Raw genomic sequence first — 24,430 nt, forward strand, 5'->3', positions numbered from 1 at the left:
TTTCCCTCTCTTCCTATTTCGCATCTTGCAACCCAACGATTTTCCTTATACGATACGTATAGAACGTTTTTTGGAGGAAACCAAATGGGTTATTTCGATACATTGAAGAATATAAAGAAACAATCATTTCTTCCTGTATATTTGTTGTACGGGACGGAATCTTACTTAATACAGGACATTCGCCAAGCCATTACAAAGCATGCGTTAACGGATTCGGAGGCGGACGTGAATTTGTCTGTCTATGACTTGGATGAGATTTCCATTCAAGAAGTATTAATGGATGCAGAAACCTTCCCGTTTCTAGGAGAACGAAAGGTCCTCATCTGCCACAATCCTTCTTTCTTTAAAGCTAAAGCAGATAAAACCCAAGTTGAGCATGACCTTAAAGCTCTACAAGCTTACTTGGATAATCCAGCTGATTACTCAATTATCGTATTCATCGCTTCTTACGAGAAAATTGATGAGCGGAAGAAAATTGTTAAGCAAATTAAATCGGCAGGAGGACTCGTACCTTGCCAATCCATTAAGGACTATGAAGTATCACAATGGATTCAATCCATCGCGAAGGAACTTCACATTCAAGTAGATTCCCAAGCCTTTGACCTTTTTATTCAGGAGAATGGGACAAATTTGATGGCGATCAGAAGCGAACTTGAGAAATTGGCTCTCTATGTAGGAGAGGACAAGCATATCACGCGTGAAGTAGCAGAGTTGCTCCTCTCTCATAACCCTCAAGCATCGGCACTTAAGTTAGTCGATGCCATTATGAATCAAGATATGAGGCGCGCAATGTTCTTATTTAAAGACTTAATGAAACAAAATGAGGAACCAATTGCTCTATTAGCTTTATTTGCTTCACAGTTCAGATTGATTTACCAGAGTAAATTAATGAAGAAAAAGGGGTACAACCAAAATCAAATTGCTCAGTCTGTAAAGGCACACCCCTTTGCTGTAAAGATGGCAATGAAGCGTGAGACTGGCTTTACAAAGCAACAGCTTGATGACATTATGCTACATCTATCGGAAGCGGATGCTGCGATGAAACAAGGGAGAATGGAGAAAGAGTTAGCCTTTGAAATGCTCCTTTACCGAATCATACATCGAAACCAGGCGACGCCTAGCTAAGGACCTCTAACGTAATAGAATACAAAAAACCACTGCGAGTTGCCTACAGCTCGCAGTGGTTTTTTTAGCAAGTATTATACACGAATAATCTAACGCCTTCAGATATACAAAAAAACGATCCAAAGTATGGATCGTTTCATGGTTGGTCATAATTCAGCGTTCATTACGCGCTAAGTCCGTTAACTTTTTTAGTTAGACGAGCTTTTTTACGGTTGCCGTTATTTTTATGGATAAGGCCTTTTTGTACCGCTTTATCAATTTTAGTGACTGCAGATTTTAGTGCTGCAACTGCGTCCTCTTTTTGATTTTGGTCAACAAGTGTATCAACACGTTTAACAGCAGAACGCATGTCCGCTTTAACAGAGTTGTTTACTGCGCGTTTTTCGTTAGAAGTAACGACGCGTTTCTGTGCAGATTTAATATTAGCCATAGAGTTTCACCTCCCTGAAGTAAACCTATTCTTAAGCATGTATAGCATTTAAGGAACAAGAGACATTTTACCAAAGCCGGAGAAGGTTTTCAATAGTAATATCCATTAGGATTTCAATCCATACATGTATGCAACCCTCTTTAACAGGAGAACCTAGTAAAAAAACGGAGGTATAATCTTATGGATGATCGTTCTTTCGAAGTGCGAACTGACTTAGCGGTAGAAGCAAAAGACATGTATGTAGAACAAGAGACGAACACGGAGCAAGAACCAAAAGGGGTTCATGTCAGAGAGACTTCTGATGGTGAAGTAAAGGTAACCTACGTTGAGGTAGATGAGGTAGGAGCTGAGACAATTGGGAAGAAACCTGGTACCTACATTAATATTGAATCTCAAGGAATTCGTTCTCACGATTCTGTTCTACAGCATCAAATGGCCAAAGTTCTCGCTAATGAGTTCCAGCAACTGTTAGAGAAGCATGGTATTGCTAACGACGCGAAGGCGCTCATCGTAGGACTTGGTAACGGAGAAGTAACCCCAGATTCCTTAGGACCAAGAGTTGTTCAAAAAGCAATCGTAACAGAACACTTATTTCGCCTCCAACCTGAGCACGTGTCTGAAGGGTTTCGTCCGGTCATGGCATTGACTCCTGGTGTTATGGGAGTGACGGGCATTGAAACGAGTGACATTATCTTCGGTGTAATTAACAAGGTACAACCTGATTTCGTCATAGCAATTGATGCACTTGCATCCCGTTCAGTTGAACGTGTTAATGCGACAATTCAAATTGCGGATACTGGCATACACCCTGGTTCAGGAATCGGGAACAAGCGGAAAGAATTGAGCAAAGAGACGTTAAATATCCCTGTATTCTCAGTTGGTGTACCAACTGTAGTAGATGCAGTCACAATCACGAGTGACACCATTGATTATTTGTTTAAACATCTCGGTAGAGAAATTGAAGAGAAAGATCAGCCATCCAAATCGTTAACACCAGCAGGGATGAACTTTGGAAAGAAGCGGGAGTTCACAGAAGAAGACCTTCCAAGTGAAGAGCGTAGAAAGTCTCTCTTCGGTCTTGTCGGTGGTCTCGGTGAACAAGAGAAGAAGCAACTAATTAAGGAAGTTCTCTCTCCTTTAGGTCACAATTTAATGGTGACTCCTAAAGAAGTTGATGGATTTATGAAAGATATTGCTCATGTTGTTTCTTCTGGATTGAACGCTGCACTTCATGAAGCTGTAGATACGAATACAAACGACAGTTATACGAAATAATTTCATCGTTCTACTTCGGTCCTAGTACTCATACGTTTGTTAGTAGAGTTGCTAGACTGAGTTAGAAAGGATGGAACGATGTATACTCGCTCGAATAGTTCGATAAAAGAGTCACTCCGTAAATGGTATAAACGCAGCAGTGTATATGTAGGTGCAGTTTGTCTGCTCTTTCTTCTTATAGGAATTCTGACTTCTATTCAACCAGCATACCGACTCTCTTCTTCTGCTGTTCATGATTGGACAAGTCAAGTGAAGGGTTCGTCTTTCTTGTACTTGATGGGAATGGAGAATCGTATGTTTGAGTCTGCCTTCCCAGAGGACCAAGAGGAGATAAAAGTAAGTAAATTAATGTTTCAATTAGCAACGAGTGTGAAGCCAGATGACCCTAGGAGCTTGCTTGGTAGAGAAATTCCGGGTTTTGCGAGCTATGATGGCGAAATTATTGTAGCCGGAGAAGGAATGGACTATACAAGTATGCCGATTGAGTCTAACCCTCCTATGGAAATATTCGATCAGGAAAAAGAGGCAATAGTCACAGAAACTCCTGAAGAAAAGGAACCTGCCTCGCCTAAAGATGAAGCAGCCCCAACAACTGGGGACCGAGATGTTGTGTATATCTATCACACACACAATCGTGAATCCTACTTCCCATTACTGCCAGAAGGAACGAAAGATGCCTTCCATTCTGAGGCTAATATCACTATGGTAGGAGAAAGGTTAGCTCAGCAGTTAGAAGCAAATGGGATAGGTACAACAATCGACAAAACAGATTTCACGAAACTACTGAAGGATAAAGGGATGGAGTATCATCAATCCTACGATGCCTCAAGGCCTGTAGTAGAAGCGGCTATGAATCAAGATGAAAACCTTAACTTTTTCTTCGACTTACACCGGGATGCATTACCGAAGGAGAAGACTACGACAACAATTGAGGACAAGAGTTATGCACGGATCCTCTTTGTAGTAGGTGGAGAGTATGCCAAATATGAAGAGAACTTGAAGTTGGCAAATGAGTTGCACAAGATGATTGAAGAGGACTATCCAGGATTAAGTAAAGGTGTCATTACGAAAAAGGGTGCTGGAGTCGATGGGAAATACAATCAAGACTTAGCACAGAATTCTGCATTAATTGAATTTGGGGGCGTCGACAATAACTTGGACGAACTGTATCGTACTGCGGATGCCATTGCCGAAGTGTTTAGCGATTATTATTGGGATGCAGAGAAGGTAGATGGAACTCGATAACCAAAAGTGTAAGGGTCCTGCTTAGCCACGGTAGGCATAAGGCAAGCAACGAAGAGAGGTGTCATCACCGCACGTGGTTGATTGACTTATGACCGTAGTGGCTGGGCCTATGAACTAGACGACGAAAGTACAAAGGAGTTGAGAATCATGAAGCGGTTTACCGTGACGTTTCTATTTATGCTTGTGCTGTTCTTGGCTGGAATCCTAGTTGGGATTAACCAAGCTAGCTTAGGTATGATTCAAATTCGTGGATATAGCGACCAATCATTCCAAGAGGCAATTCAAACGACAGAAGCTGATGACGGCACGGTAGAAGTGGAAGTGATGGGTCAATCCTTTCAACAAGTACAGTTGGATGAGAAGAAACAACAATTTGATGAGACCTATGAAACACAAGGGATTCAGAAACTTGCCTTAAGCCTCGGTAACTTCGTTAAGGGGGTATACAACCTGGTCTTAAGTCTTGTCTATCAGCTTGTTCAACTAATCTTTTAAGAAAGTGCCCACGCCTCCTGTGTGGGCGCTTTCGTTTGGTCACCACACGACTTTTGATTGAAGAAAGTGCATTTGATTGCTATAATCATGCTAGCGATTGTTGCGGATATTAGTAGGAGTGATGAAATGAGCGGACAGTTTAAACAGAGCAATGTGCGAAATTTTTCGATTATCGCTCACATTGACCACGGTAAATCAACGCTAGCCGACCGTATTTTAGAGAAAACGAAAGCTTTAACACAGCGTGAAATGAAAGAACAGTTTCTCGATGCGATGGACCTTGAGCGTGAACGTGGCATTACCATTAAATTAAATGCTGTACAATTAAAATATGAAAGAAATGACGGGGAAGATTACTTATTCCACCTCATTGATACACCTGGACACGTAGACTTTACGTATGAAGTATCGCGGAGTCTTGCGGCATGTGAAGGGGTTATCCTTGTTGTGGACGCTGCACAGGGCATTGAAGCTCAGACCCTTGCAAACGTATACTTAGCCCTTGATAACGATTTGGAAATTATTCCGGTTATTAATAAGGTCGACCTTCCAGCTGCGGACCCTGAGCGGGTGAAGCAAGAGCTAGAAGATGTGCTAGGGATTGATGGAGATGAGGCGATCATGGCTTCCGCTAAAGCGGGTAAAGGAATTGAAGAAATTCTAGAAGCCATTGTAGACCGCATTCCAGCACCTCAAGGTAACCCTGAGGACCCATTGAAAGCCTTGATCTTTGACTCTCTTTACGACCCTTATCGTGGTGTCGTGTCTTCTGTCAGTATTAAAGAAGGTACCGTAAAAGTCGGCGATAAAATTCGCATGATGGCTACAGAGAAAGAATTTGAAGTAAACGACATTGGCGTATTTAATCCAAAGCCAACACCGAAAGACCAGTTAAGCGTTGGGGACGTAGGGTACTTAACTGCATCTATCAAGAACGTCGGTGACGCTCGTGTCGGTGATACCATCACTTCAGCGAAGAATCCAGCGGACGAACCACTGCCAGGTTACAAGCGCATGAACCCAATGGTTTATTGCGGAATGTTCCCTGTTGATGCAAGTAATTACAATGATTTAAGAGAGGCGTTAGAACGTCTTGAACTTAACGACAGTTCCTTGCAATACGAAGCGGAGACATCACAAGCACTTGGCTTTGGATTCCGTTGTGGATTCCTTGGTCTCCTTCACATGGAGATTATCCAAGAACGTATTGAGCGCGAATTTGGAATTGAATTAATTACAACTGCACCTAGTGTAATTTATGAGGTAGAACAAACAACGGGTGAGACGATTACCGTTGAGAACCCATCTCTTATGCCTGACCCACAGTCAGTCCAAGAGATTCGCGAACCATTTGTCAAAGCAACGATTATGGTACCAAATGATTACGTTGGTGCAATTATGGAAATCTGTCAGAAGAAACGTGGCGCATTCGTAAATATGGAGTATTTAGATGACAATCGCGTAAACATCGTTTACGATATTCCACTTTCTGAGATTGTGTATGATTTCTTTGATCAATTGAAGTCCTCTACTAAGGGCTATGCGTCCTTTGACTATGAGTTGATTGGTTATCGCCCATCCAACCTAGTGAAGATGGATATTTGGTTAAATAACGATACGATTGATGCTCTATCCATCATTGTTCACCGTGACTTTGCTTACGATCGTGGGAAGGCGATTGCGAATAAGCTGAAGGAGTTAATTCCTCGTCAGCAGTTCGAAGTACCTGTCCAAGCAGCAATCGGGAATAAGATTGTAGCTCGCTCAACGATTAAGGCGATGCGTAAGAACGTCTTGGCTAAATGTTACGGCGGAGATATTTCACGTAAACGTAAATTGCTTGAGAAGCAAAAAGAAGGTAAAAAACGTATGAAGATGGTAGGATCAGTAGAGATCCCACAAGAAGCCTTCATGGCTGTTCTAGAAATGGATTCTGATAACGATTAATGAATGGAAAAACCGCAGGAGGGAATCTTGCGGTTTTTAATCTTTTATATAGAGTGAGGGAAAAGTATGGTTTCATCGGTGTATATTCACATCCCCTTCTGCCAGCAGATTTGTCATTACTGTGACTTTACGAAATTCTTCTATAACGAAGAGTTGGCAAATCAATACGTAGAAGCATTAGAAAATGAAATTGTGACGGAGGTTGGGCGAAATAAGCAAGCTGTCCGTACTATTTTCGTTGGAGGCGGCACACCAACAGCCTTATCCTATAAGCAATTGGAGCATGTCCTTAAGACAATTGAGGCTTCCTTTGACGTGCACAACTGCTTGGAGTATACGTTTGAAGCGAACCCAGGTGAATTTGATGAAGACAAATTAGCCTTATTAATGAGTTATGGCGTCAATCGTATATCCTTAGGGGTTCAAGTGTTTGATGATGAGAAATTGGAGGAAATTGGGCGTTTGCATCGTGTTAAAGACGTGTATGAAAGTATAAGGATGTTCGAAAAGCATGGAATGACAAACGTATCAATTGATCTGATGTACGGGCTACCAGGACAAACATTTGAAGGATTCAAGAAGACTCTAGATGAGGCTCTTGCTCTAAACCTGCCTCATTATTCTGCTTACTCCTTACAAATAGAGCCGAAAACGGTCTTCTATCAGCGATATAAGAAAGGGAAGCTTCATAAGCCTGTAGAGGAAGTAGAGGCAGATATGTTTGAACTGCTTCTAAATGAAACAGAAAAGAGCGGCGTCCATCAATACGAAATTAGTAACTTCGCTAAACCGGGTTATGAGAGTCAACATAATCTTACGTATTGGAACAATGACTATTATTATGGTTTTGGTTCAGGCGCACATGCGTATCTACCTGGTAAGCGAACCGTTAACATTCGTCCGTTGCCAAGATACGTTAAAGAAGCGAATGAGAGTGGACGCCCTATTCTTCACGAAGAAGTGATTGGTAAACGTGAAACGATGGAAGAGCAAATGTTCTTAGGTCTCCGAAAGGTAAATGGAGTGTCTAAATCGTTGTTTGTTCATCGGTTCGGTATAGAGATTGAAACGTTGTATAAAGACGAACTTCAATACTTGAAACAAAAAGGATGGCTTGAAGAGGATGAGGATTACGTTCGATTGACTCGACAAGGGCGGATATTTGGCAATGAGGTATTTCAGGAATTTCTAATCGAAGATGAAAAGCTTGAGGGCATTAGTGTTGACAAGGAAATGGGCATCTGATAATTTATTATTAGATTTAGCACTCACATTAACCGAGTGCTAACAGAGGTGATCATCGATGCTTTCAGATCGTCAGCTCTTGTTATTACAAGTCATAATTGATGATTTTATCCAATCCGCTCAACCGGTTGGTTCACGGTCGATTTCTAAGCGGGAAGATGTGGCATTTAGCTCTGCTACAATTCGTAATGAAATGGCAGACTTAGAGGATATGGGCTTCTTAGAGAAGACTCATTCTTCTTCGGGTCGGATTCCTTCTGAGAAGGGATATCGCTTTTACGTCGACCATCTAATGGCACCGTTCCCGTTGTCGGCACAGGACGTATCGGTTGTGCAAGATGCGTTTGCTTATCACTTGCTCGAATTTGAGAAAGTCGTTCAGCAATCTGCGCGCGTGTTGTCAGAGATGACGAACTACACGTCCATTATTTTGGGTCCTGAGGTGTATGAGACAAAGCTTAGACAACTACAAATTATACCACTGTCTCATCAATCAGCAGTGGCCGTCCTTGTGACGAATACTGGACATGTGGAGCATAGGTCTTTCACCATCCCGGTGGAGTTGTCTCCAAGTGATTTAGAGAAAATGGTGAACATCTTAAATGAGCGTCTCTATGACGTTCCCATCATTGATCTAAATCGGAAGTTGAAAGTTGAAATTACGACCTTGCTGAAGAAGCATACAAGAGAATACGATAAAGCCTATCGCTATTTGCGTGCCGCTTTATTTGATGACCAACAGACGAAGTTGTATGTTGGTGGGAAGACGAATATCTTGATGCAGCCGGAGTTCAAGGATATTGATAAAGTCCGTGCTCTTTATTCCTTAATTGAACAGGAGAACGAGCTGGCGACTTTATTAAGACGTGACTCTAATGACATCGAAGTTACCATTGGGCATGAGAATGGCCTCGAGGAAATGCATGATGTTAGCATCATTACAGCTTCCTATTCTCTTAATGATGAACAGCTAGGGACAATTGCCTTGTTAGGGCCTACTCGTATGGAGTATTCGCGCGTAATTTCACTCATGAACGTGCTTTCCAATCATATGACACAAACATTCCGTTCATGGTATCAAAACGATGCGTGGAGGAAATGAATAGTAAGGTGTCGGGGAGGATAGCCTCCCTCACATTCTTTTCAATTAAATCATTTTATTTTGCTGTACAATTCTGTTATATTCAATACGGCTATACAGGTTGAGGAGGTGACAGACATGGAAGAGAACAAACAACAATCTGAGCAAGTAAATGATGAAGTGCAAGATGACCAAGAGGTGGTTGAGCCAGAAGTTGAAGTCATTGATGAGACTGAAACAGTAGGTGAAGCGACTTCAAACTCTGAAGTAGAACAGCTTCAACAAGAGAAAGAAGAACTTCAAAACCGTTTGGCACGCTTGCAGGCTGACTATGATAACTTCCGCCGACGTACTCAAAAAGAACGTGAAGCGGATCGTAAATATAAGTCTCAAGACCTTGTAAATGAATTGTTACCAGCGCTAGATAACTTTGAACGTGCGCTACAAGTAGACGTTCAAGATGAATCAACGAAAAGCTTCAAAGATGGCATTCAAATGGTATACCGCCAGCTGTCTGATGCATTAGAAAAAGAAGGTGTGGAAGTCATCCCTGCAGAGGGAGAGACATTTGACCCTCAAATTCACCAAGCTGTAATGCAAGTTGAAGATGAGAATTATGCATCCAACGTTGTTGTTGCAGAGCTTCAAAAAGGGTACAGATTGAAAGACCGGGTTATTCGCCCATCAATGGTTAAAGTAAATCAATAAAACAATACATAGTAGATTAAGGGAGGAAACAAACCATGAGTAAGATTATTGGTATTGACTTAGGTACGACCAACTCTTGTGTAGCAGTTATGGAAGGTGGGGAATCTAAAGTAATCCCTAACCCAGAAGGTAACCGTACTACACCATCTGTAGTTGCTTTCAAAAATGGCGAACGCCAAGTAGGTGAAGTAGCGAAGCGTCAGGCTATCACGAACCCAAACACAATCCAATCCATTAAACGTCATATGGGTACAGATTATAAAGTAGAGATCGAAGGAAAAGAGTACTCTCCTCAAGAAATCTCTGCAATGATTCTACAACACCTAAAATCTCACGCTGAAGATTATCTAGGTGAAACAGTTGAGAAAGCTGTTATTACAGTTCCAGCTTACTTCAACGATGCTGAGCGTCAAGCTACTAAAGATGCAGGTAAAATTGCTGGTCTTGAAGTAGAGCGTATTATTAACGAGCCAACAGCAGCAGCGCTTGCTTACGGTATTGACCAAGACCAAGACCAAACACTACTTGTATATGACCTTGGTGGCGGTACATTTGACGTATCCATCCTTGATATCGGCGAAGGTACATTCGAAGTTGTATCTACTGCTGGTGATAACCAACTAGGTGGGGATGACTTTGACCAAGTGATCATAGACCACATGGTTGCAGAATTCAAGAAAGAAAATGGCATTGACCTTTCTCAAGACAAGATGGCGAAACAACGTCTAAAAGATGCTGCTGAGAAAGCGAAGAAAGACCTATCTGGTGTAGCACAGACACAAATCTCTCTTCCATTTATCACAGCTGGAGAAGCAGGTCCACTTCACTTAGAAATGAATCTTACACGTGCGAAATTCGAAGAGCTATCTGCAAACTTAGTAGAGCGCACGATGGAACCAACGCGCCGCGCAATGAAAGATGCTAGCATGAGCTCTAAAGACATTGATAAGGTTCTACTTGTTGGTGGTTCTACTCGTATCCCAGCAGTTGTAGAGGCAATTAAGAAAGAAGTAGGTCAAGATCCTTCTAAAGGCGTTAACCCTGACGAAGTTGTTGCACTTGGTGCTGCTATTCAAGGTGGCGTCCTACAAGGTGATGTGAACGATGTCGTTCTACTTGACGTTACACCACTTTCTCTAGGTATTGAAACAATGGGTGGCGTGTTCACGAAGCTAATTGAGCGTAACACGACAATTCCAACAAGCCATTCTCAAACGTTCTCTACTGCTGCTGATAATCAGACAGCTGTTGACATCCACGTCCTACAAGGTGAACGTGAAATGGCTCAATACAACAAAACACTAGGTCGTTTCCAACTTACGGACATTCCACCAGCACCACGTGGTGTTCCACAAATCGAAGTATCCTTCGATATTGATGCGAACGGAATTGTAAGTGTTCGTGCGAAAGACTTAGGTACAAATAAAGAACAGTCCATCACAATCAAATCTTCATCCGGTCTATCTGATGATGAAGTCGAGCGTATGGTACAAGAAGCAGAAGAAAATGCTGAAGAAGATAAGAAGCGTCGTGAAGAAGTAGAACTTCGTAACGAAGCAGATCAACTTGTCTTCACAACAGATAAGACCATTAAAGACCTTGGTGAATCAGTAACAGAAGAAGAGAAGCAAAAAGCAGAAGATGCAAAAGCTGAACTTCAAACTGCCCTTGAAGGTGAAGACATTGAAGACATCCGTGCGAAGAAAGATGCTCTTCAAGAACAAGTTCAAGCTCTTACAGTGAAGATGTATGAGCAAGCGCAACAAGCACAACAAGCTGAGCAGGGCGCTGAAGGTTCTGACGACGATGTTGTTGATGCGGATTATGAAGAAGTAAAAGACGACGAAAACAAGTAAGTTTAGGCGCGTCTTCTAACAGGTGGAAAAGTCAAAGTCAGGGGAATCTTGACTTTGGCTTTTTTACTGAATAAATACGTGAGCAACATCTCCATAGCGTTGCTAAATAAAATCAAACAATGTTACTATTAACTGCATGCAAGAAGAGTCGGGAGAGTGATTGTCTGTGAGTAAACGAGACTATTATGAGGTCTTGGGTGTCTCCCAAGATGCTTCTAAAGATGACATAAAGAAAGCGTATCGAAAGCTAGCACGTCAGTATCATCCAGACGTAAGCAAGGAAGAGAACGCTGCTGAAAAGTTTAAAGAAGTAAAAGAAGCGTATGAAAGCTTAAGTGACGACCAGAAGCGCGCACAGTATGACCAGTTTGGTCACGAAGGCCCTCAAGGCTTCGGTGGTGGTGGCTTCGGTGGCGGCCAAGACTTTGGCGGATTTGGCGACATCTTTGATATGTTCTTTGGCGGAGGCGGTCGTAGACGTGATCCTAATGCGCCGAGAAAAGGTGCGGACCTCCAATATACAATGACGCTTGAATTTGAAGAGGCTGTATTTGGTAAGGAAACAGATGTACAAATTCCGAAAGAGGAAGACTGTGAGACATGTGATGGCTCTGGTGCTAAGCCAGGAACGCATCCTGAAACATGCCCGCACTGTCAAGGTTCTGGTCAATTAAACCAAGAACAGAATACACCATTTGGCCGCGTTGTAAATCGACGTGTATGTCACCACTGTCAAGGTACAGGTAACCTGATTAAAGATAAGTGTAATACGTGCGGCGGAGACGGAAAAGTTACAAAACGTAAGACCATTCATATTAGTATTCCAGCAGGAATTGATGAAGGTCAACAAATCCGTGTTACAGGACAAGGGGAGCCAGGAGAAAACGGTGGACCTGCAGGCGACTTGTTTGTTGTCATCCAAGTGCGCCAACACGAGTTCTTCCAACGTGAAGGCGACCACATCTTCTGTGAAATGCCACTCACATTTACGCAGGCTGCTCTAGGAGATGAAGTAGAAGTGCCAACGTTACATGGGAAAGTGAAATTGAAGATTCCTGAAGGCACGCAGACAGGGAAAACGTTCCGCCTGAAAGAAAAAGGTGTTCCTAACGTACGCGGCTATGGTCATGGTGATCAACATGTGAAGATTCGCGTTGTAACTCCGTCGAACCTAACAGATCGTCAAAAAGAATTGATGCGTGAATTTAACGAAATTGCCGGTAATGAACCAACGGAAGAGCAACATGGTAGCTTGTTCCAGCGCTTCAAACGTGCATTTAAAGGCGAATAAGAAATCCAACAGTAAAGTGAGTTGATTCGATGAAGTGGTCTGAGATATGCATTCATACGACTACAGAAGCCGTTGAACCAGTTTCGAACGTTTTGCATGAAGCTGGAGCAAGTGGAGTTGTAATTGAGGATCCTGAAGATTTAGTGAAAGAACGCGACACGTACATGGGAGAAATTTATGAGTTGAACCCAGAGGACTACCCTACTGAAGGTGTGTACGTGAAAGCTTATGTGGCTGTGAATAGCTTCTTAGCTGAAACCGTTGAGGAAATTAAACAGGCAGTAACAAACTTGTCTGAATACGGAATTGACTTAGGGCATAATGAAGTCACGGTAAGCGAAGTAAATGAAGAGGATTGGGCGACTGCTTGGAAGAAGTATTACAAGCCAGTTAAAATCTCTGAAAAGGTTACAATTACACCAACATGGGAAGAGTATGAGCCTGTATCTAGTGATGAGGTTATCATTGAACTAGATCCTGGGATGGCATTTGGTACAGGGACGCATCCGACTACTGTATTGAGTATTCAAGCGATTGAACAGTATATTGAACAAGACGATGTAGTCATTGATGTAGGTGCCGGATCTGGCGTATTAAGTATTGCTTCTGTCCTTCTTGGAGCTAAAGAAGTATATGCCTACGACTTAGACGATGTCGCTGTTACAAGTACAGTGAACAACGCTGAATATAATCAAGTAAGCCATTTAATTCATGCAAAGCAGAACGATTTATTAAATGATGTGGATGTACAGGCGGACCTAATTGTTTCAAACATTCTAGCAGAAATCATTGTTCGCTTTACAGATGATGCGTTTAACCTCGTTAAATCAGGAGGATATTTCATCACCTCTGGCATCATTCGTGATAAACGTGAAATAGTGAAAGAGCGTCTAGAGCAATCAGGATTTGAAATTGTAGAAACAAACCAGATGGAAGATTGGACATCCATCATTGCACGTAAACCGTAAAGAAAGCAGGTGCTGAATGTGCAAAGGTACTTCATTCCTGCTTCTGGTTGGCAAGAGGGAAAGGTCATCATAACAGGTGAGGATGCTCACCATATTAAACGCGTGATGCGGATGACTGAAGATGATGAAATTATTTGCTGCACGCCAGATGGGCGTGCAGCCCTTTGTCAATTAGAAGTGGTTACAGAGGATGACATCAAAGCATCAATTGTACGTTGGCTAGACGAACAAAAGGAGCTCCCGGTGAACGTAACAATCGTTCAAGGGTTGCCAAAAGGGGATAAGATGGAGTTGGTCATACAGAAAGGAACCGAACTTGGTGCACACGAGTTCATTCCCTTTGCTGCAGAACGCTCCATTGTGAAATGGGATGGAAAGAAAGCAAAGAAGAAAATTGAACGCTATCAAAAGATTGCCAAAGAGGCGAGTGAGCAGTCTCATCGAACTCAAATTCCACAAGTAAATGACGTACATACTTTAGACCAAATTGCTTCATTGCAATCATATGACTGGAAGCTCTTTGCCTTTGAGGATGAAGCGAAAAGCTCTACGTATCGTTCATTAAAAGAAGTGATACCAAACTTAACTGAAGAACAGTCGGTGTTAATTGTCATTGGACCAGAAGGTGGATTAAGTGAGAAGGAAGTAGACGTGCTGAAAACGCATGAATTCTTATCGGTGCGACTTGGACCGCGCATTCTAAGAAGTGAAACAGCGCACGCCTATATTCTTTCAAGCATTTCTTACCAGCTTGAGGAACTCAATCAATAATTTGGGGTGATGGAGAATGAACACGGTAGCGTTTCACACATTAGGTTGTAAAGTGAACCATTATGAAACAGAGGGGATTTGGCAATTATTTAAGGAAGAAGGGTATGAGCGAGTCGATTTTGAACGTAAATCAGATATTTACGTTATTAATACGTGTACAGTTACAAACACCGGTGATAAGAAAAGTCGCCAGGTGATTCGAAGGGCTATACGTAAGAATCCTGAAGCAGTCATTTGTGTAACGGGCTGCTATGCGCAGACATCACCTGATGAGATTATGGAAATCCCAGGTGTAGACGTAGTTGTTGGAACACAAAATCGTCGCAACATGATCCCATACATAAGAGAGCACCAAAAGCATCGTGAACCGATTAATGGCGTCTCAAACATTATGAAGACAAGAACCTATGAAGAGATGGATGTTCCGGCATTTACAGACCGGACGAGAGCCTCCCTCAAAATTCAAGAAGGGTGCAATAACTTCTGCACGTTTTGTATTATTCCTTGGGCACGTGGTCTCTTAAGATCTCGTCAGCCAGAAGAAGTTATTTCTCAAGCACAACAGCTCGTGGATGCTGGTTATAAGGAAATTGTACTTACAGGCATTCATACAGGTGGTTATGGGGAAGATTTAAGAGACTACAATTTAGCTAAGTTATTAACGACTTTAGATGAGCAAGTGAGTGGGTTAAAGCGAATTCGAATTTCTTCGATTGAAGCAAGCCAAATTACGGATGAAGTCATCGATGTACTCGGGAAGTCTGATAAAATTGTACGTCATTTACACATACCGCTACAGTCTGGTTCCAATACTGTGCTAAAGCGTATGCGTAGAAAGTATACAACGGAATTCTACAAAGAAAGAATCGACCGAATTAAAGAAGCGCTTCCTGGTCTTGCAATTACATCCGATGTCATCGTAGGCTTTCCTGGTGAAACGGAGGAGGAGTATAACGAAACGTATTCATTCATACGAGAGATTGGATACTCAGAACTCCATGTGTTTCCTTATTCTAAACGAACAGGAACACCAGCTGCCCGTATGGACGACCAAGTGGATGATGACCTAAAGCACCGTCGTGTGCAGGAGTTAATTGATCTTTCGAGTGACCAAGCTATGTTGTATGCTTCGGGCTATGAAGGGCGTGTACTTGAGGTTATACCAGAGGAGAAGTTTACTGAGGACCGAGAAGATGAACGACTCGTAGGGTATACAGACAACTATATGAAAGTCGTGTTTGAGGGAACGAATTCTATGATCGGGGAAGTTGTTCGGGTGAAGATTACGCAATCGGGGTACCCGCACAATTACGGCGAGTACGTAAGAGTCATTCAACAACCGAATCTAACAGATACAGTTCTTTCTTCATAATTAGACTCAATATACAACTCAAATCCTGTGCTCGTCCTGTCATGATGTAGAAATTTCACGAGAGCCATGCTACGATGTAAGAGGTACGAACAACTTAAGAATGTGAGGGATAGACCAATGAACCAACAACTAGCTAAGCTAATTGACCACACAGCATTAAAACCAGGCACTACAAAAGAAGCTATTCATAAACTTTGTGAAGAAGCTGCAGAATATAATTTCGCATCCGTGTGCGTAAATCCAGGTTGGGTTTCTTACAGCTATCAACAACTAAAAGATACAGATGTAAAAGTATGTACTGTAATCGGGTTTCCGTTAGGTGCTACAACTTCTGAATCGAAAGCGTTCGAAACGAAACAGGCGATTGAGAACGGTGCGACAGAAGTAGATATGGTAATCAACATCGACGCACTTAAGAGCGGCGACTTTGATTATGTTCAACAAGACATTGAAGCGGTTGTTCAAGCAGCTGAAGGCAAGGCAATCGTGAAAGTTATCCTTGAAACGTGCTTACTTACAGACGAAGAAAAAGTTAAAGCTTCTGAACTATCGAAAGCTGCAAAAGCAGACTTTGTGAAAACATCCACTGGTTTCTCCACTGGAGGCGCAACAGTAGAAGATATCCGCCTTATGCGTGAAACAGTAGGTGAAGACATGGGTGTGAAAGCTTCAGGAGGCATTCGTGACCGTGAAGCTGTAGATGCTATGGTTGAGGCTGGAGCAACTCGTATTGGCGCAAGCTCAGGCATTGCCATTGTTACAGGCGGCCAAGGAACATCCGGTTACTAGGGTTCTATATTATTCAGAAGGACGGGATTCAATTGAATCCCGTCTTTTTTTGTGTGCTGATTACCTATTATGTACATATTCTAAGAACTTCACGAATGGCTTTATGAATGGAAGAATGATTAGGGCTGAAACAACGTTAAATAAAACGGATAAGTGAGCTAACTGCATAGACTTTGAGGACGAGAGCCACTGTCCTAATTCAGCCATCTCATTTAGAAATGGGAAGAACAATAGAACACTAAACACATTCACCCACACATGTGCCATTGCAACAAGGCGTGATTCCTGTGAACCTGTTAAAGAGGCAATCCAGGCTGTTATACACGTTCCAAGATTTGCTCCAATCATTACCCCGATTGCACTACTCATCTCAATTACGTCAGTCTCTACAAACGCCATGGCCAATCCAGTTGTAGCGGTCGAGGATTGTATCAGGGCAGCTACTACTAAACCAATCCCAAGCCCAATCTCTGGAACTTGATCCGAATAGTTGAATGCCTCCTGAACAATAGGCCATGCTTCAACGTACAGGGCAAGTGAACGAAAGCCATTTAAGGACAAGAATATTAAGGCAATGCCAAACACAAACGAACCAATTCCATAATAGTTAGCGTTAGGGATGAACATAAAAATCATTCCGATAATCAATAACGGTATTGCTAGATTTGCATCGTTTAATGAGAGAATCTCCAATGTTATAGTTGTCCCAATGTTTGCGCCAAGAATAATCCCAATGGTTTGTCGGAATGAGAGCAGTCCTGTTGTAACCATTCCAATTGTAATGACCATCGTGACAGAACTACTCTGGATGAGAGCTGTTCCAATCATCCCAATCAGAAACCCACTGAATGGGTGATGCGTAGATCTTGAAATCCATTCCTTCACGGTTCTGTATGTGAGGTGCATCAATCCAATTCGAATAAGTGTCATTCCAAACAGGAATAACATGAGGAATACAGCGAATAAAGTAAGTAGCTCAGGCATAACTTGTCCCTCCCCTACTACTTTATGTGAACAAAGGGGAATCAGAACAGGAAGAAAGGGAGTGATGAGATGTTAAAGTCAATTGAAAACGTAAAGATGCACAGCTATCCTGGCATGGTCGCGGTGATTGGGACTAGGACTGAACGGGGAGTAAACTTTATGGCTGTTGGATGGCATGCTTATTTATCAATGTCTCCTCCGAAGTATGGAATAGCAGTTGGGAGAGAGCGATATACATATAAAGCATTAAAATCGCAACAAGCGTTCACCGTTAACTTTCTTTCAGCAGCTCATTCTGAATTTATTCAGCTATGTGGTACAGCATCAGGCGTGGAGATTGAGAAGGCTAGCTGTGCGAGCTATCGTGTTGAAATTGGAGGTGTTTTGTCAGCACCATTCTTGACAGATGCTTATTTGGTTTATGAATGCGAGGTGGAAGAGTTCATGGATGTCGGTGATCATGATTGGGTCGTTGCTTCGATTCTCTCATGTAAGATGGACCGAACCATGTTTCAGGAGAATGGTCTCCCTAACTTTTCAAAGTTGCAAATCCCTCTTTACCTAGGGAGAAGTACGTACATTACACTTGACGATAAGGTGAAACATGAGGAATACATGAACCCTCATTCGATTAAAGAAAAAAGTTGAACAAGACGGGAGTTTATATTATAATTGCAAAAGGCATGTGTAGACCGAATCATACACATGGTTAAGAAGAAATTGCCTTTTTGCTTTGGAGGGAGGGAAAGTAGCATGTCTAACAATACACGCGTGCGTAAAAACGAATCTCTTGAAGATGCTCTTCGTCGCTTTAAGCGTTCTGTATCTAAAAACGGTACTTTGGCTGAATATCGTAAACGCGAACATTATGATAAACCAAGTGTACGTCGTAAGAAAAAATCTGAAGCTGCTAGAAAGCGTAAATAATTAAGAGGGTGTAATCGATCATGTCATTACTCGAGCGTCTTAACCAAGATATGAAAGAGGCTATGAGAAGTAAGCAAAAGGAACGACTTTCTGTCATTCGTATGGTGAAAGCTTCTTTGCAGAACGAAGCCTTAAAGCTTGGCAAAAAAGAACTGTCTGAGGAAGAAGAATTGGCGGTTCTCTCTCGTGAGTTAAAGCAAAGGAAAGATTCCCTCCAAGAATTTAAAAACGCAGGTCGCGAAGATCTTACTGAAAAAACAGACCGTGAAATAGAAATTGTTCAAGCATATATGCCTAAACAACTTTCAGAAGATGAGCTTGCTTCAATTGTCCAAGAGACAATCGAGGAGGTTGGAGCATCTTCTATGAAAGATATGGGTCAAGTGATGAGTGCAGTGATGCCGAAAGTTCAAGGCAAAGCAAACGGCTCAGAAGTAAATGCTCAAGTTAAGAAACAACTTTCTTAGAGTCTAACGATTAGCCACTCCCAATGTATGGGGGTGGCTTTTTGTATAGATTGTGGAACCTAATGTGATATTATTCGTATAGGATGTATAGTAGAAGGAGGGGAGTCATGAGAAGGAAATGGTTAATGGCATGGGTTATTTCCTTGGTGCTCATCCCATTATTAGGGTATTCGGTCACGGCGGATGAGCAAGACGGGAAAGGACAGCTTGTTTACATTGTTCCGATTGAGAAGGAAGTGGAGAAAGGACTTGCTGCTTTCTTAAAGAGGAGCGTGTATGAAGCAGAAGAAGCAGGTGCTGATCATATTGTTTTTGAAATTGATACGCCTGGTGGTGCGGTGGATGCCGCTGGTGACATTGCATCCTTGTTTCAAGATATTGAAATTCCAACATCGGCCTTTGTAATTAATAAAGCTCTTTCCGCTGGTTCTTACATAGCTCTAAACGCAGATGAAATTTATATGAAGCCGATTGCAACAATGGGAGCAGCGGGTGTCATTACGTCAGATGGAAATGCGGCAAGTCAGAAAGCTCAATCGGCGTGGATCTCATCCATGAGAAGTGCGGCAGAATCCAATGATCGTGATCCGCTCTATGCTGAGGCTATGGCCAATAAGGAAATCGATCTACCTGAATATCGAGCAGGTAAAGGAGAATTTCTAACCCTAGATCCCAATGAGGCCGTAGAGGTTGGATATGCCGAAGGGATTGTGGAAGACCGTGTGGAATTATTATCAGAGTTAGGCCTTTCTAAGGCGACGGTAACAGAAACATCCCCAACATTTGCGGAGAATTTAGCGAGGTTTATTACGAACCCTGTAGTGGTCCCGATTCTACTGTCTGTGGCAAGTTTAGGTTTCATTGTTGAGCTTTATTCGCCGGGATTTGGAATTCCTGGAATTATGGGTCTCTCGTCACTAGTATTATTCTTTTACGGTCATACCGTAGCGGGATTGGCCGGTTACGAAACCATTATTCTCTTCGTTGTTGGTCTCATTCTAATTGTGCTCGAATTCTTCGTACCTGGCGGAATACTCGGGGTTATTGGTGTAGGTTCTGTAGTAGGCGCACTCTTCTTGTCTAGCGCTGATATAGGCCATATGGCGCTTAGCCTAGCAATTGCTCTTATGGTAGCCATCATTGCGTCTGTCATACTATTTAAGACGATGGGCCTTGAGAAAGGGTTTTTGAGAAACATTATTCTCAATGATTCTACATCCAAGGAGAAGGGGTATGTGCCAGCGGTGAGTCGTGAAGAATTGATGGGGGCAAAGGGAGTATCTCTTACACCGTTACGCCCTTCTGGAACTGGCGATTTCGATGGAGAACGGATTGATGTCGTGACTGAAGGAAGCTTTATCCCAAACAACAGTCCAATAGAAGTTGTGAAAGTTGAGGGAACAAGGGTAGTTGTACGACAAATTAAACAACCTTAAGGGGGATTTAAATGGAAACTGTAGATTTAATGTCCATATTATTAATCGGTATTATTATTATTGTAGTTGCCGTGCTATTTACGTTTATCCCAGTTATGCTGTGGATTAGTGCTCTAGCGGCTGGTGTCAGAATTAGCATCTTCACTCTTATTGGGATGAGACTACGTCGAGTCGTTCCTAGTCGCGTTATTAACCCGTTAATTAAGGCGCATAAGGCTGGCGTGAATGTAAATACGAATCAATTAGAGAGTCATTACCTCGCAGGAGGTAACGTTGACCGAGTTGTAAATGCGTTAATTGCAGCACAACGTGCGAATATTGAACTGAGCTTTGAGCGTTGTGCAGCCATTGATTTAGCTGGTCGTGATGTATTAGAAGCTGTTCAGATGAGTGTAAATCCTAAAGTAATTGAAACGCCATTTATTGCTGGTGTAGCGATGGATGGAATTGAAGTGAAGGCCAAAGCACGAATTACAGTTCGTGCAAATATCGACCGACTTGTTGGTGGTGCTGGAGAAGATACGGTCATTGCTCGAGTTGGAGAAGGTATTGTAAGTACCATTGGTTCAAGCAAGAACCACAACAAAGTGTTAGAAAATCCAGATATGATTTCTCAGAATGTACTCGGTAAAGGGCTTGACGCAGGTACTGCATTTGAGATCCTCTCTATTGATATTGCTGATATCGATATCGGTAAGAACATTGGTGCGATTCTTCAAACAGACCAAGCTGAAGCCGATAAGAACATTGCACAAGCGAAAGCGGAAGAGCGTCGTGCGATGGCAATCGCGGAAGAACAAGAAATGCGTGCGAAGGTTCAAGAAAAACAAGCTCAAGTTACAGAAGCCGAGGCGGAGGTACCACTTGCCCTTGCTGAAGCTCTACGAAACGGTAAGCTTGGTGTGATGGATTACATGAACTATAAGAATATTCAAGCGGACACGGATATGCGTGATGTCATTGGTCAGATGAATCAACAGCATGACGAAGATGATGATCAACAATAATAGCACGATGAGGAGGCGTGACCTTGGAACAATTGTTTGAGTTTCTATTCGGTAACGCAATCGTGTTGATTGGGATTCTCGGAGCGATAGCGAGTTGGGTCTCGAGTCGCAAGAAAGATGAGGAAGAAAAGCCTAAACCCGTAGAAACAGGGCCATATGCGAGGGAAGTGGAGGAGCCTTACGAGGTGGATGAAGAGCCTTATGAGGATGCGCCTACTACGTTCCCTAAAGAGCCTTCCTACAACTACGAGAAGTCTTCTTACGACCGAACTAGAATAAGTGGAGAGCATGATGCCATTTCAGATCAGCCTCTACAGGTGGCTTATAAGAAGCAGACTAAGAATCAGCTGAATGTGCAAATCAATAAACTGAATAAGAAACGGCTGGCAGAGGCAGTAGTGATGGCAGAGGTGATTGGTCAACCTCGTTCGAAGCGCCCCCATTCTTCCACTGTTCCCAACCGTCCAAAGCGCGAAATGTAGTGATACATTTCGCGCTTTTTTCATACATATGTATGTGAGAGGGGGCACCACTGATGAAAAAGTGGCAACAACGAATCGGTAACTGGCTTGCACACCATTTAGATCTACCATCTGACGTCATCCTCGAACTTCCAAGGGTCACGACGATTGGTCAGATTCATGCCTATATTGAAAATCATAAGGGCCTAATCGTTTTTTCAGACCAAGAATTACGCCTAAAGTTGAAACAGGGTCAACTTCAAATAAAAGGAAAAGACTTTGTCCTAAAGATGATGCTTCCTGAAGAGATATTGCTTGAGGGTGTAATTGAAGAATTAACATTTATCGAATAGAACGATTGGGGGGAGCACAACACGTATGAAAACGACGCAAGGGGTGTTTTTTTCTGGTTCGGTGACCATTGTGGTGCATGGGGAGTTTCCTGAATTCTTCTTTAATCGATGCGTGGAAAGAGGGTTAATGATTTGGAACGTCAAAAAGATAGACAAGTACGCCTGCAGAGCTACAATTCGACTGGAAGACATAGACCTGTTGAAATCAATCCGAACGGGTTCAGGGTACAAAGTGAGAATAAAGGGGAGGCACGGGCTTCCCTTTGTAGTTAGAAGATTGTGGAGGAAGAAACCATTATTGATTGGCCTATTCCTAAGTTTGTTGATGGTATTTGTCCTCTCCAATATGGTTTGGAAAGTTGAGATAGAGGGAGTGACACCAGAGCTTGAACATAAGGTGACCGAACAACTAAGGGAGTATGGAGTTCAACCTGGAGCATGGAAGTTCAGCCTCGATAACCCGAGTGAACTACAACAAAGGCTGTTAGGGGACATTCGAGAACTGCTTTGGATTGGTATAACAGAGAAGGGGACAACCTACCACCTTCAAGGAGTAGAGAAGATCATAGTAGAAGAAGGTGAATCAGGAGGTCCTCAGCATCTAATAGCGAGAAAGAAAGGCGTCATTGCTGATATGTATGTTACTCGGGGACAAGCAGAAGTGAGTGTGAACGATTATGTAGAACCAGGCGACATGCTTGTATCAGGCATCATAGGTGGAGAGCATAATGAAGAAGTTGTGCGTGCTGAAGGAGAAGTCATCGCTGAGACGTGGTATGAGAGTGATGTGACCGTCCCGTTAGAAGCCAAGTTCAATGTAGTGACAGGAGAAACTTACAATAAGCGAGCGATTACGTTTTGGGGAGTAGCCGTTCCGTATTGGGGATTTGGAAAGCATGAGTATAAAGAAACACACGAAGTGGAAACTGACCGAGCATTTTATTTCTTGGGTTGGAAATTGCCGGTAGGGATTTATCATAAAGAAATTTGGGAAGAAGAACACTATACCCGGTCTCAGACAAAGGAAGAAGCCATACAATCTGGTATCAAGCAAGCTAAAAAGGAGTTGCGTGAAAGTCTTCCATTAGATTCCATAATCGTTGCTGAAAAAATTTTGCAACAGTCTGAAGACAATGGTAAAGTAAAATTAAACTTATATTTCAAAGTACATGAGGATATTGCAAAATCACAACCTATCACTCAAGGAGACTGAAGAATGCCAGAAGATTTACAGACGATTGATATACAACTTGGAAGTCCAAACGAGGCATTAGCCGTGTTTGGAACGGAAGATCGTAACTTAAAACAGGTAGAAGGGTTACTGGATGTCTCCATCATCACTAGAGGAGAACATGTTAATGTATCCGGTAGCAGACACCATGTAACGCTTGTAGAACAAGTTTTCCATGCCTTGCTTAAAATAGTACGAAAAGGTCTAAACGTTTCTGAGCGAGATGTCATCTACGCTGTAGAGCTAGCGAAAAAAGGTAAGATTGAACAGTTTGAAACGCTCTTCGAAGATGAAATTACGAAGAACGCAAAGGGCAAGCCGATCCGAGTAAAAACACTTGGTCAAAGAAGTTATGTAGCGAAGATTAAATCGAATGATTTAGTGTTCGGTATAGGACCGGCTGGTACTGGTAAAACGTATCTTGCTGTCGTTATGGCGATCCAAGCTCTAAAGGATGGCCGAGTGAAACGCATTATCTTAACTCGACCTGCAGTTGAAGCAGGAGAGAGTCTTGGTTTCCTTCCTGGAGACCTGAAAGAAAAAGTAGATCCATATCTTCGACCTCTATACGATGCGTTGCATGACTTATTAGGAACAGAACATACTGGGCGATTAATAGAGCGCGGGACAATTGAAATTGCACCGCTTGCCTACATGAGAGGGCGCACCTTGGACGACGCTTTCGTCATATTGGATGAAGCGCAGAACACAACTCCAGAACAAATGAAGATGTTCATTACTCGTCTAGGATTTGGCTCTAAAATGGTCATCACTGGTGACATTACTCAAGTCGACCTTCCTAAAGGGGTAACATCAGGGCTTCGTGTTGCAGAGCGACGACTCTCAAATATTGACGATATTTCGTTTACGTACCTTGAGCAATCTGATGTAGTACGACACCCGATTGTGCAGAAAGTCATTGACGCTTACGAAGAGGAAGCGTAAGTTGCATAAGACCCACTTTTG

The 24,430-nt window shown here is 42.6% G+C and carries 25 protein-coding genes; 23 read left to right on the plus strand and 2 right to left on the minus strand.

Going from position 1 to position 24,430, the window contains the following annotated elements; translation table 11 throughout:
* The first annotated feature begins 84 nt into the window (after positions 1-84).
* A complete protein-coding gene (gene holA, locus H513_RS0118960; protein ID WP_026802142.1) occupies positions 85-1,125 on the plus strand; it encodes a DNA polymerase III subunit delta in 1,041 nt (346 codons plus the stop codon).
* A 163-nt stretch (positions 1,126-1,288) separates the two neighbouring features.
* Here the strand turns inward: holA and rpsT are convergent, their stop codons facing one another.
* Entirely contained in the window at positions 1,289-1,555 is a 267-nt protein-coding gene (gene rpsT, locus H513_RS0118965; RefSeq protein ID WP_026802143.1) for a 30S ribosomal protein S20, read from the minus strand.
* Between the two features lie 180 nt (positions 1,556-1,735).
* On the opposite strand from rpsT, the gene gpr reads away from it, so the two are divergent.
* The 13 genes from gpr to deoC all read left to right on the plus strand — a co-directional run bounded on the left by gpr (position 1,736) and on the right by deoC (position 16,598).
* Entirely contained in the window at positions 1,736-2,830 is a 1,095-nt protein-coding gene (gene gpr / locus H513_RS0118970; protein WP_026802144.1) for a GPR endopeptidase, read from the plus strand.
* A gap of 78 nt (positions 2,831-2,908) precedes the next feature.
* Positions 2,909-4,075: a stage II sporulation protein P gene (gene spoIIP / locus H513_RS0118975; RefSeq protein ID WP_026802145.1), complete on the plus strand. Its 1,167-nt coding sequence runs from the start codon at positions 2,909-2,911 to the stop codon at positions 4,073-4,075.
* Positions 4,076-4,156: 81 nt separating this feature from the next.
* Positions 4,157-4,570 (plus strand): DUF3679 domain-containing protein, encoded by a 414-nt coding sequence (locus H513_RS0118980; RefSeq protein WP_156111430.1) that lies wholly within the window; start codon positions 4,157-4,159, stop codon positions 4,568-4,570.
* Positions 4,571-4,696: 126 nt separating this feature from the next.
* On the plus strand, positions 4,697-6,517 hold the full coding sequence (gene lepA / locus H513_RS0118985; protein WP_026802147.1) for a translation elongation factor 4: 1,821 nt from the start codon (positions 4,697-4,699) through the stop codon (positions 6,515-6,517).
* Positions 6,518-6,583: 66 nt separating this feature from the next.
* Complete coding sequence (hemW, locus tag H513_RS20740; protein WP_036769163.1) at positions 6,584-7,762, plus strand: radical SAM family heme chaperone HemW; 1,179 nt, start codon at positions 6,584-6,586, stop codon at positions 7,760-7,762.
* A gap of 58 nt (positions 7,763-7,820) precedes the next feature.
* Positions 7,821-8,864, plus strand: a complete 1,044-nt coding sequence (gene hrcA / locus H513_RS0118995) for a heat-inducible transcriptional repressor HrcA (protein WP_026802148.1) — start codon at positions 7,821-7,823, stop codon at positions 8,862-8,864.
* A gap of 117 nt (positions 8,865-8,981) precedes the next feature.
* Positions 8,982-9,551 (plus strand): nucleotide exchange factor GrpE, encoded by a 570-nt coding sequence (gene grpE, locus H513_RS0119000; RefSeq protein ID WP_026802149.1) that lies wholly within the window; start codon positions 8,982-8,984, stop codon positions 9,549-9,551.
* Positions 9,552-9,586: 35 nt separating this feature from the next.
* Positions 9,587-11,407, plus strand: a complete 1,821-nt coding sequence (dnaK, locus tag H513_RS0119005) for a molecular chaperone DnaK (protein WP_026802150.1) — start codon at positions 9,587-9,589, stop codon at positions 11,405-11,407.
* 166 nt (positions 11,408-11,573) lie between these two features.
* A complete protein-coding gene (gene dnaJ, locus H513_RS0119010) occupies positions 11,574-12,698 on the plus strand; it encodes a molecular chaperone DnaJ (RefSeq protein ID WP_026802151.1) in 1,125 nt (374 codons plus the stop codon).
* Between the two features lie 29 nt (positions 12,699-12,727).
* The gene (gene prmA / locus H513_RS0119015) at positions 12,728-13,666 is read left to right on the plus strand and encodes a 50S ribosomal protein L11 methyltransferase (RefSeq protein WP_026802152.1); all 939 of its coding nucleotides are present in this window, start codon (positions 12,728-12,730) and stop codon (positions 13,664-13,666) included.
* An 18-nt stretch (positions 13,667-13,684) separates the two neighbouring features.
* Entirely contained in the window at positions 13,685-14,437 is a 753-nt protein-coding gene (locus H513_RS0119020) for a 16S rRNA (uracil(1498)-N(3))-methyltransferase (protein WP_026802153.1), read from the plus strand.
* A 16-nt stretch (positions 14,438-14,453) separates the two neighbouring features.
* Positions 14,454-15,809 (plus strand): tRNA (N(6)-L-threonylcarbamoyladenosine(37)-C(2))-methylthiotransferase MtaB, encoded by a 1,356-nt coding sequence (gene mtaB / locus H513_RS0119025; protein ID WP_026802154.1) that lies wholly within the window; start codon positions 14,454-14,456, stop codon positions 15,807-15,809.
* 117 nt (positions 15,810-15,926) lie between these two features.
* Complete coding sequence (deoC, locus tag H513_RS0119030) at positions 15,927-16,598, plus strand: deoxyribose-phosphate aldolase (RefSeq protein ID WP_026802155.1); 672 nt, start codon at positions 15,927-15,929, stop codon at positions 16,596-16,598.
* A gap of 60 nt (positions 16,599-16,658) precedes the next feature.
* Here the strand turns inward: deoC and H513_RS0119035 are convergent, their stop codons facing one another.
* Positions 16,659-17,582 carry a Na/Pi symporter gene (locus H513_RS0119035; protein ID WP_026802156.1) on the minus strand — a complete coding sequence of 308 codons (924 nt, stop codon included), beginning with the start codon at positions 17,580-17,582 and terminating at the stop codon, positions 16,659-16,661.
* Positions 17,583-17,651: 69 nt separating this feature from the next.
* Between H513_RS0119035 and H513_RS0119040 the strand changes: the two genes are divergently transcribed.
* From H513_RS0119040 to H513_RS0119080, 9 genes are all read left to right on the plus strand, one after another.
* Complete coding sequence (locus H513_RS0119040) at positions 17,652-18,230, plus strand: flavin reductase family protein (protein ID WP_026802157.1); 579 nt, start codon at positions 17,652-17,654, stop codon at positions 18,228-18,230.
* A gap of 105 nt (positions 18,231-18,335) precedes the next feature.
* On the plus strand, positions 18,336-18,509 hold the full coding sequence (gene rpsU / locus H513_RS0119045) for a 30S ribosomal protein S21 (protein ID WP_026802158.1): 174 nt from the start codon (positions 18,336-18,338) through the stop codon (positions 18,507-18,509).
* Between the two features lie 20 nt (positions 18,510-18,529).
* Positions 18,530-18,976, plus strand: coding sequence for a GatB/YqeY domain-containing protein (locus H513_RS0119050; RefSeq protein WP_026802159.1), 447 nt, complete (start codon positions 18,530-18,532; stop codon positions 18,974-18,976).
* Positions 18,977-19,083: 107 nt separating this feature from the next.
* Entirely contained in the window at positions 19,084-20,412 is a 1,329-nt protein-coding gene (locus H513_RS0119055) for an NfeD family protein (protein ID WP_154655297.1), read from the plus strand.
* Positions 20,413-20,423: 11 nt separating this feature from the next.
* The gene (gene floA / locus H513_RS0119060; protein WP_026802161.1) at positions 20,424-21,419 is read left to right on the plus strand and encodes a flotillin-like protein FloA; all 996 of its coding nucleotides are present in this window, start codon (positions 20,424-20,426) and stop codon (positions 21,417-21,419) included.
* Positions 21,420-21,442: 23 nt separating this feature from the next.
* On the plus strand, positions 21,443-21,901 hold the full coding sequence (locus tag H513_RS0119065; protein WP_026802162.1) for an OadG family protein: 459 nt from the start codon (positions 21,443-21,445) through the stop codon (positions 21,899-21,901).
* A 53-nt stretch (positions 21,902-21,954) separates the two neighbouring features.
* On the plus strand, positions 21,955-22,233 hold the full coding sequence (gene yqfC / locus H513_RS0119070) for a sporulation protein YqfC (protein ID WP_026802163.1): 279 nt from the start codon (positions 21,955-21,957) through the stop codon (positions 22,231-22,233).
* Between the two features lie 25 nt (positions 22,234-22,258).
* A complete protein-coding gene (yqfD, locus tag H513_RS0119075) occupies positions 22,259-23,446 on the plus strand; it encodes a sporulation protein YqfD (RefSeq protein WP_026802164.1) in 1,188 nt (395 codons plus the stop codon).
* A 3-nt stretch (positions 23,447-23,449) separates the two neighbouring features.
* Positions 23,450-24,409 (plus strand): PhoH family protein, encoded by a 960-nt coding sequence (locus H513_RS0119080; RefSeq protein WP_026802165.1) that lies wholly within the window; start codon positions 23,450-23,452, stop codon positions 24,407-24,409.
* Positions 24,410-24,430: the final 21 nt, after the last annotated feature.

The sequence above is a fragment of the Pontibacillus halophilus JSM 076056 = DSM 19796 genome, from assembly GCF_000425205.1.
In the GTDB taxonomy this organism is placed as follows: Bacteria; Bacillota; Bacilli; order Bacillales; family BH030062; genus Pontibacillus_A; species Pontibacillus_A halophilus.